This window comes from Pseudomonas serbica (genome assembly GCF_028823535.1).
GTDB classification, from domain to species: Bacteria; Pseudomonadota; Gammaproteobacteria; order Pseudomonadales; family Pseudomonadaceae; genus Aquipseudomonas; species Aquipseudomonas serbica.
Map to the genome: position 1 here is coordinate 142,225 of NZ_JAQIYM010000003.1, position 15,765 is coordinate 157,989.

At 61.7% G+C, this 15,765-nt stretch carries 14 protein-coding genes; 8 read left to right on the top strand and 6 right to left on the bottom strand.

Annotated elements, in window-relative coordinates; genetic code table 11:
* The first annotated feature begins 4 nt into the window (after positions 1 to 4).
* From NQL71_RS05590 to NQL71_RS05620, 7 genes are all read left to right on the top strand, one after another.
* A complete protein-coding gene (locus tag NQL71_RS05590; RefSeq protein ID WP_046820471.1) occupies positions 5 to 1,570 on the top strand; it encodes an MBOAT family O-acyltransferase in 1,566 nt (521 codons plus the stop codon).
* Between the two features lie 11 nt (positions 1,571 to 1,581).
* Positions 1,582 to 2,757 carry an alginate O-acetyltransferase gene (locus tag NQL71_RS05595; protein WP_046820472.1) on the top strand — a complete coding sequence of 392 codons (1,176 nt, stop codon included), beginning with the start codon at positions 1,582 to 1,584 and terminating at the stop codon, positions 2,755 to 2,757.
* A gap of 17 nt (positions 2,758 to 2,774) precedes the next feature.
* Positions 2,775 to 3,431: an alginate O-acetyltransferase AlgF gene (locus NQL71_RS05600; protein WP_046820473.1), complete on the top strand. Its 657-nt coding sequence runs from the start codon at positions 2,775 to 2,777 to the stop codon at positions 3,429 to 3,431.
* A gap of 192 nt (positions 3,432 to 3,623) precedes the next feature.
* Complete coding sequence (locus tag NQL71_RS05605) at positions 3,624 to 5,075, top strand: mannose-1-phosphate guanylyltransferase/mannose-6-phosphate isomerase (RefSeq protein ID WP_046820474.1); 1,452 nt, start codon at positions 3,624 to 3,626, stop codon at positions 5,073 to 5,075.
* 281 nt (positions 5,076 to 5,356) lie between these two features.
* Complete coding sequence (locus tag NQL71_RS05610; RefSeq protein WP_046820475.1) at positions 5,357 to 5,821, top strand: hypothetical protein; 465 nt, start codon at positions 5,357 to 5,359, stop codon at positions 5,819 to 5,821.
* 32 nt (positions 5,822 to 5,853) lie between these two features.
* On the top strand, positions 5,854 to 6,678 hold the full coding sequence (locus tag NQL71_RS05615; RefSeq protein WP_046820476.1) for an SDR family oxidoreductase: 825 nt from the start codon (positions 5,854 to 5,856) through the stop codon (positions 6,676 to 6,678).
* A 119-nt stretch (positions 6,679 to 6,797) separates the two neighbouring features.
* Positions 6,798 to 7,187, top strand: coding sequence for a hypothetical protein (locus NQL71_RS05620; RefSeq protein ID WP_046820477.1), 390 nt, complete (start codon positions 6,798 to 6,800; stop codon positions 7,185 to 7,187).
* Positions 7,188 to 7,190: 3 nt separating this feature from the next.
* Here the strand turns inward: NQL71_RS05620 and NQL71_RS05625 are convergent, their stop codons facing one another.
* From NQL71_RS05625 to NQL71_RS05640, 4 genes are all read right to left on the bottom strand, one after another.
* Positions 7,191 to 8,045, bottom strand: coding sequence for an efflux RND transporter periplasmic adaptor subunit (locus NQL71_RS05625; protein ID WP_046820478.1), 855 nt, complete (start codon positions 8,043 to 8,045; stop codon positions 7,191 to 7,193).
* 24 nt (positions 8,046 to 8,069) lie between these two features.
* Positions 8,070 to 8,270 (bottom strand): DUF1656 domain-containing protein, encoded by a 201-nt coding sequence (locus NQL71_RS05630; protein WP_015096751.1) that lies wholly within the window; start codon positions 8,268 to 8,270, stop codon positions 8,070 to 8,072.
* A complete protein-coding gene (locus NQL71_RS05635; protein WP_274642378.1) occupies positions 8,260 to 10,464 on the bottom strand; it encodes an FUSC family protein in 2,205 nt (734 codons plus the stop codon). Before NQL71_RS05635 ends, NQL71_RS05630 begins: the two co-directional genes overlap by 11 nt.
* Positions 10,465 to 10,610: 146 nt before the next feature.
* On the bottom strand, positions 10,611 to 12,110 hold the full coding sequence (locus tag NQL71_RS05640; RefSeq protein WP_274642379.1) for an efflux transporter outer membrane subunit: 1,500 nt from the start codon (positions 12,108 to 12,110) through the stop codon (positions 10,611 to 10,613).
* A gap of 193 nt (positions 12,111 to 12,303) precedes the next feature.
* Here NQL71_RS05640 and NQL71_RS05645 point away from each other — a divergent pair, with 193 nt between their 5' ends.
* On the top strand, positions 12,304 to 13,272 hold the full coding sequence (locus tag NQL71_RS05645; protein WP_046820481.1) for a LysR family transcriptional regulator: 969 nt from the start codon (positions 12,304 to 12,306) through the stop codon (positions 13,270 to 13,272).
* Between the two features lie 617 nt (positions 13,273 to 13,889).
* On the opposite strand, the gene NQL71_RS05650 is transcribed toward NQL71_RS05645, so the two are convergent.
* The gene (locus NQL71_RS05650) at positions 13,890 to 14,654 is read right to left on the bottom strand and encodes an amino acid ABC transporter ATP-binding protein (RefSeq protein ID WP_003171943.1); all 765 of its coding nucleotides are present in this window, start codon (positions 14,652 to 14,654) and stop codon (positions 13,890 to 13,892) included.
* A 13-nt stretch (positions 14,655 to 14,667) separates the two neighbouring features.
* Positions 14,668 to 15,765, bottom strand: a complete 1,098-nt coding sequence (locus tag NQL71_RS05655; RefSeq protein WP_046820482.1) for an amino acid ABC transporter permease — start codon at positions 15,763 to 15,765, stop codon at positions 14,668 to 14,670.

A 15,765-nucleotide genomic window follows, 5' to 3' on the forward strand; every position in this document is an offset into this window, starting at 1 on the left:
CGGGATGGTTTTTTCGTCCAACGTGTTCCTGTTTTTGTTCTTGCCGATCTTTCTCGGCTTGTACTATTTGAGCGGGCAACGCTATCGCAATCTGCTGCTGCTGATCGCCAGCTACATGTTCTACGCCTGGTGGCGTGTGGACTTCCTCGCACTGTTCGCGGCGGTCACGCTGTGGAACTACTGGATCGGCCTCAAAGTCGGCGCCGCCGGCGTGCGGACCAAACCGGCGCAGCGCTGGCTGCTGCTCGGCGTGGCCGTCGACCTGTGCATCCTCGGCTACTTCAAGTACGCCAACTTCGGGGTCGACAGCATCAATGCCATGATGACCTCGGTGGGCCTTGAGCCGTTCATCCTGACCCACGTGCTGTTGCCGATCGGGATCTCGTTCTACATCTTCGAGTCCATCAGCTACATCATCGACGTCTACCGTGGCGATACCCCGGCGACCCGCAACCTGATCGACTTCGCGGCGTTCGTGGCGATCTTCCCGCACCTGATCGCCGGCCCTGTGTTGCGCTTTCGCGACCTGGCCGACCAGTTCAACAACCGCACCCACACCCTCGACAAGTTCTCCGAGGGCTGCACGCGGTTCATGCAGGGTTTCATCAAGAAGGTCTTCATCGCCGATACCCTCGCGGTGGTGGCCGACCATTGCTTCGCCCTGCAGAACCCGACCACGGGCGATGCCTGGCTCGGCGCCCTGGCCTACACCGCGCAGCTGTACTTCGACTTCTCCGGCTACAGCGACATGGCCATCGGCCTGGGCTTGATGATGGGTTTCCGCTTCATGGAAAACTTCAAGCAGCCGTACATCAGCCAGTCGATCACCGAGTTCTGGCGCCGCTGGCACATCAGCCTGTCGACCTGGCTGCGTGACTACCTGTACATCACCCTGGGCGGTAACCGCAAAGGTACCCTGACCACCTATCGCAACCTGTTCCTGACCATGCTGCTCGGTGGCCTGTGGCACGGCGCGAACATCACCTACATCGTCTGGGGTGCGTGGCACGGCATGTGGCTGGCGATCGAGAAAGCCCTGGGCCTGAACACCTCGGCGCGCACCTTCAACCCGATCCGCTGGGCACTGACCTTCCTGTTGGTGGTGATGGGCTGGGTGATCTTCCGTGCGGAAAACCTGCACGTTGCCGGTCGCATGTACGGTGCGATGTTCAGCTTCGGCGACTGGTCGCTGTCGGAACTCAACCAGGCCAGCCTCACCGGCCTGCAAGTGGCGACCCTGATCGTGGCCTACGTGACCCTGGCGTTCTTCGGCCTGCGTGATTTCTACAGCAACCAGACGCCGGTCAAGACCAAGCCTGCCGCGAACGTCGACAGCGATGGCCCGGCCGCCACTGAACCGGGCCTGATCAAGGCTGCACCTGGGGATAACCCGGCGAGCATCCACCAGCCTGGCTACACCGTTGGCGTGGAAGCGCAAGTTCAACCGGCCTACTGGACCGCTGACTGGTCGCGTTACGCGATGCGAGCCCTGGTGCTGCTGCTGTTCATCGCCTCGATTCTCAAACTCTCGGCGCAAAGCTTCTCGCCGTTCCTTTACTTCCAGTTCTGAGGGATCTGACCATGACCCGCTCATTACGCATCTTCTACATCGCCCTGTTCCTGGTGACGCTGCTGGCCTTGGGCCTGTGGTCGGTCCGCAGCTTCCTGGGCTTCAGCACCAACGCCGATGCGACGGTGCTCAACGGCCGCTGGACCAAAGCCGTGGAGACGCACTACGACGACGAGTTCCCGATCAAGCGCCTGGGCACCAACCTCTGGGCCGCGCTGGACTTCAAGCTGTTCAACGAGGGTCGTCCGGGCGTTGTGCTTGGTCGCGACCAGTGGCTGTACAGCGATGAAGAATTCCACCCGACCGTCAACGAAGAGCTGAACCTGCAAGGCAACTACGCGCTGGTCGAAGGCGTGCGCCAGACCCTGAAGGACAAAGGCGTGAAACTGGTGATGGCGGTGGTACCGGCCAAGGTGCGCCTGTACCCGGAACACCTCGGTGAGGTGAAACCGGCCAGCATCCACGCCAACCTCTACCAGGACTTCCACAAGCGCCTGGCCGCCGATCACATCCTTGCCCCTGATTTGCTGGGTCCGTTGCAAGCGGCCAAGCAGGACGGCAAGCAAGTGTTCCTGCGCACCGATACCCACTGGACCCCGGAAGGCGCCGAGATCGCCGCCAACCGCCTGGCCAGGACCATTGCCGACAAGTACCCGCTGAGCGGCGAACCGCAAGACTTCGTCACCGAGCCGGCAGAGAAAATCACGCACAAGGGCGACCTGCGCCTGTTCCTGCCGCTGGACCCGCTGTTCGAAAACCTGATGCCGGCGCAAGAGCCTTTGCAGAAGCGCAACACCATGGCGGCTTCCGACCAGCCGGCCGCTGAGGACGCCCTGTTCGCCAACACCGAAGTGCCCGTGGCACTGATCGGCACCAGCTACAGCGCCAACCCTAACTGGAACTTCGTCGGCGCACTGAAACAAGCGCTGCGCAGCGACGTGGTCAATTACGCCGAAGACGGCCACGGCCCGATCCTGCCGATGCTCAGCTACCTGAAAAGCGACGCTTTCAAGAACAGCCCGCCGCAAGTGCTGATCTGGGAGTTTCCTGAACGATATCTGCCTGTGAACAACGAAATCGGTGACGCCGACCCGCAGTGGGTCGCAGAGCTTAAACAAGCCGGCGCGCGCCAACAAAACGTAGCTGCAAACACTAAATCCGAGACGCCCGACCGGGCGCAAAACTGAAAGAGAGAGGTACTACCATGACTTTCAATACTACTCCTCGTCGTCTCGCCAAGACCTTTGCACTGGTTGCTGGTATGAGTGTGCTCTCGATGCAGGCCTTCGCCGGCGGCGATGCCGCGCTGTACGGCCCGACCGCACCGAAAGGATCGTCCTTCGTGCGGATCTACAACGCCAGCAACGCTGAAGTCAGCGCCACCGTCGGCAGCACCAACCTGAGCGATGTCGCGCCGCTGTCCAGCAGCGACTTCAGCTTCATGCCGGGCGGTGACTACAGCGCCAAGGTCGGCAGCCAGACCCTGCCGGTGAAACTGGCCGGCGACCACTATTACACCCTGGTCAACAACGCCAGCGGCGCGCCGCAACTGATTGAAGAGCCGCCGTTCAAGAACAAGCAGAAATCCCTGGTGCGCGTGCAGAACCTCAGCGACAAGGCGCTGACGTTGAAAACCGCCGACGGCAAGACCGACGTGGTCCCGAACGTGGCCGCCAAGGGCCGTGGCGAGCGTGAAATCAACCCGGTCAAAGTCAGCCTGGCGCTATACGATGGCGCCACGAAAGTCGGCGACGTGAAACCGGTCGCCCTGGAACGCGGTGAAGCCGCCGTGCTGTACGTCACCGGCAGCGGCAGCAGCCTGTCGCCGGTCTGGGTGAAACGCCCGGTGTCGACGCGCTAATCATTTTTCCGAAAGGTTGACCGCAATCCCTGAAGGAGCTGGCTTGCCAGCGAAGGCGTCCTCAATGCCCCCTTCGCCGGCAAGCCAGCGCCTACAAAGAGAACGAGTCAGCCTTTGGACACGGAACAAGAACAAGAGTGAAACGACACAGCGTTCGTAGCTCTAACCAAACGATTTTCAAGGAGTAACAACATGATTCCGGTGATCTTGTCAGGTGGTAGTGGCTCACGTCTTTGGCCGCTTTCCCGTAAGCAGTTCCCTAAACAGTTCCTGGCCCTGACCGGCGAGCACACCCTGTTCCAGCAAACCCTGGAGCGCCTGGTGTTCGAAGGCATGGACACGCCGATCGTGGTCTGCAACAAGGACCACCGCTTCATCGTCAACGAGCAATTGGCCGCGCGCAAACTGGAAACCCAACGCATCCTGATGGAACCGTTTGGCCGCAACACTGCGCCGGCCGTGGCCCTGACCGCGATGATGCTGGTCAACGAAGGTCGTGACGAGCTGATGCTGGTCCTGCCGGCCGACCACGTGCTGGAAGACCAGAAAGCCCTGCAACGCGCCCTGGCCCTGGCTACCGTGGCCGCCGAGAACGGCGAAATGGTGCTGTTCGGCGTACCGGCCACCAAGCCGGAAACCGGTTACGGCTACATCAAGTCGACCAACGATTCGCTGCTGCCCGAAGGTGTCAGCCGCGTCTCGCACTTCGTCGAAAAACCGGACGTGAAGCGCGCCACCGAGTACGTCCAGTCCGGCGGTTACTTCTGGAACAGCGGCATGTTCCTGTTCCGCGCCAGCCGCTTCCTCGAAGAGCTGAAGAAGCACGATCCGGACATCTACGACACCTGCCTGCTGACCCTGGAGCGCAGCGCCCAGGACGCCGACACCGTGAGCATCGACGAAGCCACCTTCGCCTGCTGCCCGGACAACTCCATCGACTACTCGGTCATGGAAAAAACCCAGCGTGCCTGCGTCGTACCGCTGACCGCTGGCTGGAGCGATGTCGGCTGCTGGTCGTCGTTGTGGGAAGTGAATGCCAAAGATGCCAATGGCAACGTCACCAAAGGCGACGTGGTGATCCAGGACAGCAAGAACTGCATGATCCACGGCAACGGCAAGCTGGTGTCGGTGATCGGCCTGGAAAACATCGTCGTGGTCGAAACCAAGGACGCCATGATGATCGCCCACAAGGACAAGGTCCAGGGCGTGAAGCAGATGGTCAACACCCTCAACGAACAGGGCCGCAGCGAAACCCAGAACCACTGCGAAGTCTATCGTCCATGGGGCTCCTACGACTCCGTCGACATGGGCGGACGCTTCCAGGTCAAGCACATCTCGGTGAAACCGGGCGCGTGCCTGTCGCTGCAAATGCACCACCACCGTGCCGAACACTGGATCGTGGTCAGCGGCACGGCTGAAGTGACCTGCGACGAGAACGTGTTCCTGCTGACTGAAAACCAGTCGACCTACATTCCGATTGCTTCGGTTCACCGTTTGCGCAACCCGGGCAAGATTCCACTCGAAATCATCGAGGTGCAATCGGGCAGCTATCTGGGCGAAGACGATATCGAGCGGTTTGAAGATATCTACGGGCGCTCGACCCCAATCGAGCGCGGCGTGTCGGTGAAAACCATCGCGCAGTAAGCATTGTTCACCTTAAGCCCCCGCTCAACCCGCTGCGTCCCCTATCCGCAGCGGGTTGACCGGGGGCTTTTTTTGTCCGGGTTTTGTGTTGCCCAGGCTGGCCTCTTCGCGAGCAAGCCCGCTCCCACAGTTGACCGAGTTTTTCCAGGAGAAATGCGATCGAATGTGGGAGCGGGCTTGCTCGCGAATAGGCCAGCACATCCGCCACAAAATCTCGCCCATCGCCAACCTCCCCTACGCTTAGGTAGGATGGTCTCTCCATCCCCCAAGGTTTTCCCGTCATGTTCATCGGTGTCCTGCTGGTCATCACCTGGCTGATCCTGCTCCTGCGCTATCCAGCCAAAGCCTTGCCCGTGTCCATGGCCGCCGCCGCAGGCCTGGGCATCGTCGCCACCTGGGTTATCTGGATGGATCACCGTGAGCTCAAACAGCTTGAACGCCTGGAGCTGCGCATCATCTATGCGCCGCAACATTGTCCTGCCGACCGGCCGCTGCAATTGACCATGAGCAATGGCAACGACGTGCCGCTGACCGAATTGCGCTGGCGCGTCGCTGCTTATGCGCCGGGCGACACCGTCAACCTGGCCGACAACCAATACACGGCCCCACGCTATCGCGGGCCCGGCGAATTACAGGCGGGGGGGCGCTGGGAAGATTGCCTGCCCATGCCGCCACTGCGCCCCGGCTACCGCCCGGAAACCCTGGAGTTTCGCGCCGAGCGGTTACAGGGTAGTTTCTCCGACTGATCCCCTTCTCTCTTTTGCACAAGGACCGCGCCATGCCCGTTGCGTTGATTACCGGATGTTCCAGCGGCATCGGCCGTGCCCTCGCCGATGTCTTCAAGGCTGCCGGATATACCGTCTGGGCCAGTGCCCGCAAGGCTGAAGACGTCGCAGCGCTGACCACCGCCGGTTTTATTGCCGTGCAACTGGACGTCAACGATGGCCAGGCACTCGAACAGCTGAGCGAACGGATCAACCAGCAACACGGCGGCCTCGATGTGCTGGTCAACAATGCCGGCTACGGTGCCATGGGGCCTTTGCTCGATGGTGGCGTACAGGCGATGCAGCGTCAGTTTGAAACCAACGTGTTCGCCATCGTGGGCGTGACCCGCGCGTTATTTCCCGTGTTGCGGCGGACCAAGGGGATCGTTGTCAATATCGGTAGCGTGTCCGGGGTTCTGGTTACCCCTTTCGCTGGGGCTTACTGCGCCTCGAAAGCCGCGGTGCATGCCCTCAGCGATGCTTTGCGCATGGAACTGGCGCCCTTTGGCGTGCGGGTGATGGAGGTGCAACCGGGGGCCATCGCTTCCAGTTTCGCCAAGAATGCCGGGCATGAGGCGGAGCAATTGATCAGCGAGCAATCGCCGTGGTTTCCCCTGCGTGAAGGCATTCGGGCACGGGCCAAGGCGTCCCAGGACAATCCGACGCCCGCCAGTGAGTTTGCCGCCGGATTGCTCAAGGCCGTGCAACAGAACAAACCGCCGCGCCTGATTCGTCTGGGCAATGGCAGCCGGGCGTTGCCGTTGATGGCGCGATTGTTGCCCAAGGGCTTGCTGGAGTCGGCGTTGATGAGGCGGTTCGGGTTGCGTGGGCAGCTCTGAAACCGGGTTGACGCCTTCGCGAGCAAGCCCGCTCCCACAGGGGAGCGCATTTCAAATGTGGGAGCGGGCTTGCTCGCGAAGGCGTCGAAACAGACGCCACAGAATTCAAGGAATCAAACATGACCGACTACACCGAATACTTCGACGAAGTGATCCAGGCGCACGTCGCCATCGAACAATGGCTGGCCGAGGAACGCGACCCGTGCGAACTCGAACACTTACTGACGCGTTTTTCACCACAGTTTTCCATGGTCTCGCCGTTGGGCCGGGTGCTGGATTTTGATGCGTTGAACGAGTTGTTCCTGATGGCCGCAGGCAAGAAGCTTGGGTTCCGCATCGAGCTTGGCGAGTTGAGCGGCATCGCCTTGCACGATGGCGGCGCCACCGTGAGTTACCGCGAACATCAAACCGATGCCACCGGCCTGCATTCCGATCGCCGCTCCACCGTGGTGTTCGAGAAGGTGGAAGGCAAGATTCTTTGGCGGCATCTGCATGAGACGTTTTGTTGACTCCTACAATGACTTGACCACCACCGTACAAGTAATCCCCGCCGCCAGCAGCACCCCCTCCGGCACTTCATCGATGTGAATCCGCACCGGCACCCGTTGTGCCAGGCGCACCCAGTTGAAGGTCGGGTTCACGTCGGCGATCAACTCGCGACTTTCCGGGTTGTCGCGGTCGTAGATGCCGCGCGAGATGCTTTCCACGTGGCCCTTGAGCACTTCGCCGCTCATCAGTTGCATGTCGGCCTTGTCGCCGACGCGCACGTGGGGCAATTTGGTTTCCTCGAAGAAGCCGTAGACCCAGAACGAGTTCATGTCGACCACGGCCATTTTCGCTTCGCCGATGCGCGCGTAGTCGCCCCGATGGACATTGAGGTTGGTCACGTAGCCGTCCACCGCCGCACGCACTTGGGTGCGCTTGAGGTTCAATTCTGCCGCTTCGAGTTGCGCCTGGGCCTGTTGATAATCGGCCAGGGCCGAGTCGGCGAGGTTGCTGGCGTCGTCGCGGTTTTCCCGGGAGATCACCAGGTTGTCCATGTCGGCCCGGCGATGGGCGTTGACCTTGCGCATCTCCCACGTCGCCTTGCGTGACGCCACCAGCGACTGCGCCTGTTTCACCGCGAGGCGGTAGTGCTCGGGATCGATCTGCATCAGCAGGTCGCCCTTCTTCACCAACTGGTTGTCGCGCACTGGCACGTTCACCACTTCGCCGGTGACATCGGCGGCAACGTTGATGATGTCGGCGCGCACCCGGCCGTCGCGGGTCCACGGCGTGTTCATGTAGTGCTCCCACAGGGAGCGGCCGATCCATATCGCCAGGGCCAGTACCAGCAGGGTCGCAAGCAGGCTGAAAAGCTTTTTCATCGGGGCCTTCTCAGGGGTAGAGAGTCAACGGTAGACAGTCAGCGCCATGGCGCCGAACAGACAGGTAAACAGGCTCAGGCGCAGCAGCGCCGGGTGCCAGAAGAAGCGGTACAGGTCGAAGCCGGACAGGAATCGGTCCAGCGCCCAGGCCAGTGCCGCTGCAATGAAAAACATCAGGGTCATGGTCGGCATGTAAACGCCGTGGAAGGCGATTTCACGAGGCATGGTCAAGTCCTTTGGGCTTGGTGTTGGTTCTGGCATTCATGTAGCCGGCGAGCGGCGATTGCGGGTCCAGCAGCGAAGTACGGATAAAGTGCAGGTAGCTCTTCACCCGGCGCAGTGCCGATGTGTCGAAATGCGGAGCGAAGGGTTCGTCAGTGGCTTGTACGCGGCTGATGGCGTGGTCGACGGCGATCAACGCACGCTCCAGATTGCTCTGGCCCGGTTGCAGGAACAGCCGCACCAGCGCACGCCCCATCACGCGGATGGACTGGCGCCACGGCTGGGACTCGGCATAGGCCGGATGCACCGGCAGGATCGCCTGCTCCTTGCGCAACTCGATGATCGCGTGCCCGACCTCCAGCACCACGAACATCCAGCGCAACAGCTGCCGCTGGACCTGCGGCTGCCCCGTCGCGAAGCCGTAGGCCTGATGCACCAGGTCGCGGGTGCGGCTTTCGAAACTCGACGCCAGGCCCTTGAGCTTGCCGCTGATGGCGTAGACCACCTGGCCGCGCAGGTCCTGCTCGAGCCGCTGCCACAACCAGCGACTGTTCGGCGGCAGAATGATCGCCCCGGCCGCCGCGCAGACCAGCATGCCGATGACCATGGCGATGTAGTCGTTGATGAACGTGTAGGGGTTGTAGACCGTGAGGTTGTCCGGCACGGAACCTGTGCTGAAGAAGATCAGCAAGCCAAGCCCGACGCCGGCGTATTGCGGCCGCGAGGCCAGGAACGAACCAAGCACGATCACGGGGGCGAGCATTACGCACAGCAACGGAAAACCGTCGATCCACGGGAAGATGAAAAACATCTCGACGAAGCCGATCAGCGCCCCGAGTAACGTCCCGCAAGCCATCTGGAACGCCATGCGTTTAGGGTTCGGCGTGGCGGCGGACAAGCCTACGGTAGCGGCGGCGATCAACGTCATGGTCGCCCCGCTCGGCCACGCCGTCGCCACCCAATAGCTGCCCAGCACTATCAGGATGAACGCGGCGCGAATCCCCGAGGCCGCCGACACCAGCCAGTTGGTTTGCGGGGTGAAGGGCTCGTCCCAGCGCTCGCGCTCGTGGCTGTGATCGGCCAGCGAGGCGTGGGTCTGTGCATAACTGTGCAGGTCGTCGACGAAGCGATAGAGCAGTTCGTAGGCGGTGTGGAAATCCAGCAGTTCGGCATCGCTCGGCCCGCTCTCCTGGAAGAGCGCCCGCAAGCTGCGCACCCGCGCCGGCAAGCCGGCCTTGTAGGCCGTCAGCGCCGTGACCAGACGCGCCGCATCGGCACTGGTCAGCGCGCGACCGCTGAAGCCATCGAGCAATTCGGCAAGGTCTTGCAAACCGGGTTTGATGGCAGCCACGGCGTGATCGGTGTCATTGCTGCGCAGGCGTTCGAGCAGCTGGTGCAAGGCGTTGAAACGCGTGGTGATGCCCATGAACTCACTGTTCAAGCGACTGAGCCGACCGTTGCGCCGACGCATGTGCGGGTCTTCGAACACCGTCACGCTGCGCAACCCTTCCAGGCCCACCGCTTCAGCAATGAAGCGCACGTTACCGGCCTCGAAGGCTTCCCGCTGGCTGCGTCCGCGCAAGCCGTCGGTGACGAACAAGGCGAACACGCCAAAGCGCTGATACAGGGCATTGCGCATGGCGGCACTGGCGGTTTGCGGCAGGATCGCGGCGCTGACCAGGGTCGCGCAGAGAATCCCCAGGGAGATTTCCAGCACACGCCAGACCGCTGCCATGAACGCGCCGTCCGGATGGGCCAGCGCGGGCAACCCGACCATTGCGGCGGTGTAGCCGGCCAGCACAAAACCGTAGGCACGGAAGTTGCGGCAACGTGCCGCGCCGGCCGAGCAGATACCGACCCAGATCGCCAGCGAGCCGAGGAACAGTTCGGTGTTCTGCGCAAACAGGGCGATCAACGCCACCATCACCGCCGAGCCGGTCAAGGTGCCAAGAAAACGATAGAAACTCTTGGCGAACACCTGGCCGCTTTGCGGCTGCATGACGATGAATACGGTGATCATCGCCGTACGCGGCTGCGGCAATTCCAGGCGCATCGCCAGCCACAGGGTCAGGAACGCCGCGAACAGCACCTTGAAAATGTAGACCCAGGTCACGCCGTCGCTGCGTGCCCAGTCGAAGAAACCCCGGCGCCATTCGAGGGAGTAGAGCCAGCGCAAAGGTGCGGGCAAGGGGGTCATAAAGCCTGCTCAGTTAACGAAAATTGTGCGATGAGAACTCGGTCCTTGTGGGAGCGGGCTTGCTCGCCAAAGCGGTGTGTCAGGGAACATCGCCATCGACTGACACACCCTCTTCGCGAGCAAGCCCGCTCCCACAGGTGTTGTGTTCAACGCAAAAGGCTCGGGGTTTTCGGTGCAGCGGTCTGGCTGTCGTTTGGCACATCGTTACCGGCACCCAGCCCACCCCCCAACGCCGTCACCAGTTCGGCATGCGCACTCAATCGCGCCGCCTGCACCTGCTGCTGCACCTGCTGCTGCTTGAACAACAGCGTCTGCGCATTGAGCACGTTGAGGTAATCGGTGAGCCCGCGCTGGTAGGCGATCATCGCGATGTCGTAGGTCTTCTGCGCGGCGGCCACCGACTCGGCGGCGAAGGCCTGCTGCTTGTCCATGGACTCGCGGCGGATCAACTGGTCGGAGATGTTTTTCAGCGCGTTGACCAACGTCTGGTTGTACCTGGCCACGGCGATGTCATAACCGGCCGAGGCTTCACCGAGCTCCGAGCGCAAACGCCCGCCGTCGAAGATCGGCAGCGAAATGGCCGGGCCAACGCTGTAGTTGAGCTTCTTGCCGGTCAAGAACTCCAGGGCCCCGCCGCCGGTGGCCATATAGCCCAGGCTGCCGACCAGGTCGACGTTCGGGTAGAAACCGGCATGCGCCACATCGATGCCTCGCGCCTGCGCCGCCACTTGCCAGCGACTGGCAACCACGTCCGGGCGTTGACCGAGCAACTGCGCCGGCAGCGTCGACGGCAGTTTCAGTGCTGCGCCCAGCGACAGTGTTGGTCGCTGCAACTGCGCGCCCTCCCCCGGCCCGAAGCCTGCCAGGGCGGCCAGTTGATTTCGACTCAGGGCGATTTCTTCGTCCAGCGCGTCGATCTGGCGGTGGGTTTCCGGCAATGGCGTCTGGGCCTGACTGACTTCGAAATGGGTGCCGATGCCGCCGTCCAAACGCTTCTGCGCCAGCTCGAGTATTTGTTCTTGTTGCGTCAACGTCGCTTCGACGATGTCCCGCTGCGCGTAGTGCAATGAGAGTTCGATGTAGACGCGCACGATGTTGTTCTGCAATTCGAGCTGCGCCTGGCGTGCTTCGGCGACCGTCATGTGGGCCATGTCGACGGCGCGCTCGGTGGCATTGCTTTCGCGGCCCCAGAGGTCGAGGGCGTAACTGAAGCCCAGCGCGGCGTTGTTGTCCCAGGTGGTGCTGTTGGCCAGGTCGCCGGGGCCGTAGAACTGATCGGTGGGCCAGTTGTGACGCTTGAGCGTGGACTCGCCATTGATCTGCAACGCCTGCGCCGCTTCGGCCACACCGGCCATGGCCTTGGCCTGACGCACCCGTGCCGCCGCCATGGCCATGCTCGGGCTGCCTTGCACGGCGCGGTCGACCCAGCGACTCAGTTGCGGATCGCCATAGGCCTGCCACCATTGGGCGGTGGGCCATTGCGCATCCTGGGCGGCGCTCTGGATCGCTGCGTCGGTGGCCAGTGAATTGGCCTCCAGCGCCTTGCCCTGTGGGGCGATACCTCCGGTTCCGATGCAGCCGCTGATTGCCAGGGTTAAAGCCAAAACACTGAGCGGCTGAAGCGCTCTGCTGATGCGACGCGGCACTGCTGCGATTTCCTGAATTTGGGAGGAGGCAAATGGATCTCGTGGGATCGGGGCAATTCTATGGGGCGCTCTTGATGGCGATAAGCTGGGAATCCTGTGAATCTTTGTTACCGTTAACGCGATAATCCCTTGGTCGGGGTCTCAGACTCTGAAACTTCGTGTCACAATTTGCCATCGAACCCGAGAGCACCCCATGGACACATTGCAAAACATGCGCGCCTTCAGTTACGTGGCCGAGGCCGGCAGCTTCACCGCCGCCGCCGTGCAACTGGACACCACCACGGCCAACGTCTCGCGCGCGGTCTCCAACCTGGAAGCCCACCTGCAAACCCGTCTGCTCAACCGAACGACACGCCGCATCGCCCTGACCGAAGCGGGTAAGCGCTACTTGCTGCGTTGTGAGCAGATCCTGTCGTACGTAGAAGAAGCCGAGGCTGAAGCCAGCGACGCCCACGCGCGCCCGGCCGGGCAGCTCAAGGTGCATACCATGACCGGTATCGGCCAGCACTTCGTGATCGACGCCATCGCCCGCTATCGCAAGACCCACCCGGACGTGACCTTCGACCTGACCATGGCCAACCGCGTGCCGGACCTGCTGGACGAGGGCTACGACGTGTCCATCGTGCTCGCCAGTGAACTGCCTGACTCGGGCTTCGTTTCCCAGCGCCTGGGGATCACCTACAGCATCGTTTGCGCCTCGCCCGCCTACGTCAAAGCCAACGGTTGCGCGCAAAAACCCAGCGACTTGCTCAACCACGCCTGCCTGCGCCTGGTGAGCCCGGTCATCCCCCTGGAAAAATGGGCCTTCGACGGCCCCGATGGCCAGGAAATGGTCACCATCAACAGCTCGCCATTCCTGGTCAACTCGGCCGACGCCATGAAAACCGCGATCACCAGCGGCATGGGCGTTGGCGTCCTGCCGCTGTACGCCGCGATCGACGGCCTGCGCAACGGCACGCTGGTGCGGGTGATGCCCAAGTACCGCTCGCAAGAGCTGAACCTGTACGCGATCTATCCGTCACGGCAATACCTGGATGCGAAGATCAAGACCTGGGTGGAATACCTGCGTGGGTCGTTGCCGGAGTTGCTGGCGGCGCATCAGGCGGAGCTGGCCGCGTATGAATTGAGCGGCAGTCTCGCCGGGGCGCGGATGGCGACCTGAGACGTTTATGACGAAAAGACTTACTTGCTGGCTTTAACGCGGCGCGGATCAACGTTGGTAGAAGCGCCGATGGAGGCACTCACAAGTTGACGGACAGGCTCAGGGCGTGAGGGGGCAAGAAAATCAAAAGCCAAAGCAAAAGCGAGGCGGCCTGACAGCCGACCTGATTAAGGGACCTGTCTACGATCCAATTGTGAGAGCGAGCTCGCTCCTACAGGGAAACGTGTTCACTAGAATTCAGGTCGGCTGTCAGGCCGCCTCGCTTTGCTTTTGATCGTGGCGCCCCGTTAAACCACGATGGCCGAACGCAGGCATTGCGTAGCGGGTAAACCGGCAGGACGCCGGTTTAGCCGCGCTGGGCCAGGGATGGCCCATCGCGGCGACCCACGGAGCAATGCCGGAGAGAGGGCATTCCGAGCCACAGCGAGGCACCGAGTGGTGGGGCAAAGCCTTTTGGTTCCTTTTCGGCGTTTGGAAAAGGGACTCGCCGTAAGGGCGAAACCCTAAGTGGCCGTTACCGCAGCAATGGATATCCCCCCAATCCAGTTCTTAACAACACCATGCTCAAGTGAACAGCATTAGGACACTGTCCGGTTTTTTTTATTGCCTGGGTTAGATCAATGCAGGATCTGGCTCAGGAACAGCTTGGTGCGATCATTCTGCGGGTTGTCGAAGAAGTCGTTCGGCGCGGCCTGCTCGACGATTTCGCCCTTGTCCATGAAGATCACGCGATTGGCCACGGTGCGGGCGAAGCCCATTTCGTGGGTCACGCAGAGCATGGTCATGCCGTCTTCAGCCAGGCCGATCATGGTGTCCAGAACCTCTTTCACCATCTCGGGGTCGAGTGCCGAAGTCGGTTCGTCGAACAACATGATTTTCGGTTTCATGCACAGCGCCCGGGCAATCGCCACACGCTGTTGCTGGCCACCGGACAGTTGCCCCGGGAATTTATGCGCCTGCTCCGGAATGCGTACGCGTTCCAGGTAGTGCATGGCGATTTCCTCGGCCTTGCGCTTGGGCATCTTGCGCACCCACATCGGCGCCAGGGTGCAGTTTTGCAGGATGGTCAGGTGCGGGAACAGGTTGAAGTGCTGGAACACCATGCCGACTTCACGACGGATCGCCTCGATCTGCTTGAGGTCGTTGGTCAGTTCCACGCCGTCGACCACGATGCGGCCCTGCTGGTGTTCTTCCAGGCGATTGAGGCAGCGGATGGTGGTGGACTTGCCGGAACCCGACGGGCCGCACAGGACGATACGCTCGCCCTGCTTGACGTTGAGGTTGATGTCCTTGAGTACGTGAAACTGGCCGTACCACTTATTGACGCCCTGCATCTGAATAATGCCTTCAGGGCTCACAGGCTGTTTGATTGCTTCGCTCATTTACAAAGAACTCCTAACGCTTGTGGCCAGTGTCGAGCTTGCGTTCCAGATGCATGGAATAGCGCGACATACCAAAACAGAAAATCCAGAACACCAGGGCGGCGAACACATAGCCTTCGGTGGCCATGCCCAGCCATTTCGGGTCGGCGGCGGCTTGCTTGACGCTGTTGAGCAGGTCGAACAGGCCGATGATGATCACCAGGCTCGTGTCCTTGAACAGCGCGATGAAGGTGTTGACGATGCCGGGGATCACCAGCTTCAGGGCTTGCGGCAAAATCACCAGGCCCATGCTGCGCCAGTAGCCCAGGCCCATCGCTGCGGCGGCTTCGTACTGACCCTTGGGGATCGCCTGCAGACCGCCACGCACCACTTCGGCCACGTAGGCCGACTGGAACAGGATCACGCCGATCAGTGCCCGCAGCAGCTTGTCGAAGTTCATGCCTTCGGGCAGGAACAACGGCAGCATCACCGAGGACATGAACAGCACCGTGATCAATGGCACGCCGCGCCAGAATTCGATGAAGGTCACGCAGACCACTCGAATCGCCGGCATGTTCGAACGACGTCCCAAAGCCAGGACAATCCCCAGCGGCAAGGCACCGGCAATACCGACGGTGGCGATCACCAGGGTCAGCATCAGGCCGCCCCATTGGCTGGTCGCCACCTGGGTCAGGCCGAAGACGCCGCCGTGCAGCAGGCACCAGGCAATGATCGGGTACAGCACCAGGAAGCTCAGGCCATACACCGCTTTATGGTGAAAGCGCGAGATGAACAGCGGCGCCACGCCGATGACCGCCAGCCACACGGTCAGGTCGACGCGCCAGCGCAGTTCCGGCGGGTAATAGCCGTACATGAACTGGCCGAAGCGCTGCTGGATGAACACCCAGCAGGCGCCCTCCTTGGTGCAGTCGGCCTGGCTGGTGCCCACCCAGTTGGCATCGAGGATCGCCCAGCTCAGGATCGGCGGTACCACCAGGTAGATCAGGTAGAACGCAAACAGGGTCAGCAGGGTGTTGAGCCAGCTGGAGAACATGTTCGCGCGCATCCACGCCACCACGCCGATGCTGCGGCTCGGTGGCGGCATGTCAGGTTTGAAAGTATGAGTGCTCAT

What these genes read in the sequence shown, in the direction of transcription:
- NQL71_RS05655 (WP_046820482.1), bottom strand. Translation starts at nt 15,765, where the DNA reads ATGAGCACTCATACTTTCAAACCTGACATGCCGCCACCGAGCCGCAGC.
- NQL71_RS05620 (WP_046820477.1), top strand. Translation starts at nt 6,798, where the DNA reads ATGACCGACTACACCGAATACTTCGACGAAGTGATCCAGGCGCACGTC.
- NQL71_RS05590 (WP_046820471.1), top strand. Translation starts at nt 5, where the DNA reads ATGGTTTTTTCGTCCAACGTGTTCCTGTTTTTGTTCTTGCCGATCTTT.
- NQL71_RS05650 (WP_003171943.1), bottom strand. Translation starts at nt 14,654, where the DNA reads ATGAGCGAAGCAATCAAACAGCCTGTGAGCCCTGAAGGCATTATTCAG.
- NQL71_RS05635 (WP_274642378.1), bottom strand. Translation starts at nt 10,464, where the DNA reads ATGACCCCCTTGCCCGCACCTTTGCGCTGGCTCTACTCCCTCGAATGG.
- NQL71_RS05645 (WP_046820481.1), top strand. Translation starts at nt 12,304, where the DNA reads ATGGACACATTGCAAAACATGCGCGCCTTCAGTTACGTGGCCGAGGCC.
- NQL71_RS05595 (WP_046820472.1), top strand. Translation starts at nt 1,582, where the DNA reads ATGACCCGCTCATTACGCATCTTCTACATCGCCCTGTTCCTGGTGACG.
- NQL71_RS05605 (WP_046820474.1), top strand. Translation starts at nt 3,624, where the DNA reads ATGATTCCGGTGATCTTGTCAGGTGGTAGTGGCTCACGTCTTTGGCCG.
- NQL71_RS05630 (WP_015096751.1), bottom strand. Translation starts at nt 8,270, where the DNA reads ATGCCTCGTGAAATCGCCTTCCACGGCGTTTACATGCCGACCATGACC.
- NQL71_RS05625 (WP_046820478.1), bottom strand. Translation starts at nt 8,045, where the DNA reads ATGAAAAAGCTTTTCAGCCTGCTTGCGACCCTGCTGGTACTGGCCCTG.
- NQL71_RS05615 (WP_046820476.1), top strand. Translation starts at nt 5,854, where the DNA reads ATGCCCGTTGCGTTGATTACCGGATGTTCCAGCGGCATCGGCCGTGCC.
- NQL71_RS05610 (WP_046820475.1), top strand. Translation starts at nt 5,357, where the DNA reads ATGTTCATCGGTGTCCTGCTGGTCATCACCTGGCTGATCCTGCTCCTG.
- NQL71_RS05600 (WP_046820473.1), top strand. Translation starts at nt 2,775, where the DNA reads ATGACTTTCAATACTACTCCTCGTCGTCTCGCCAAGACCTTTGCACTG.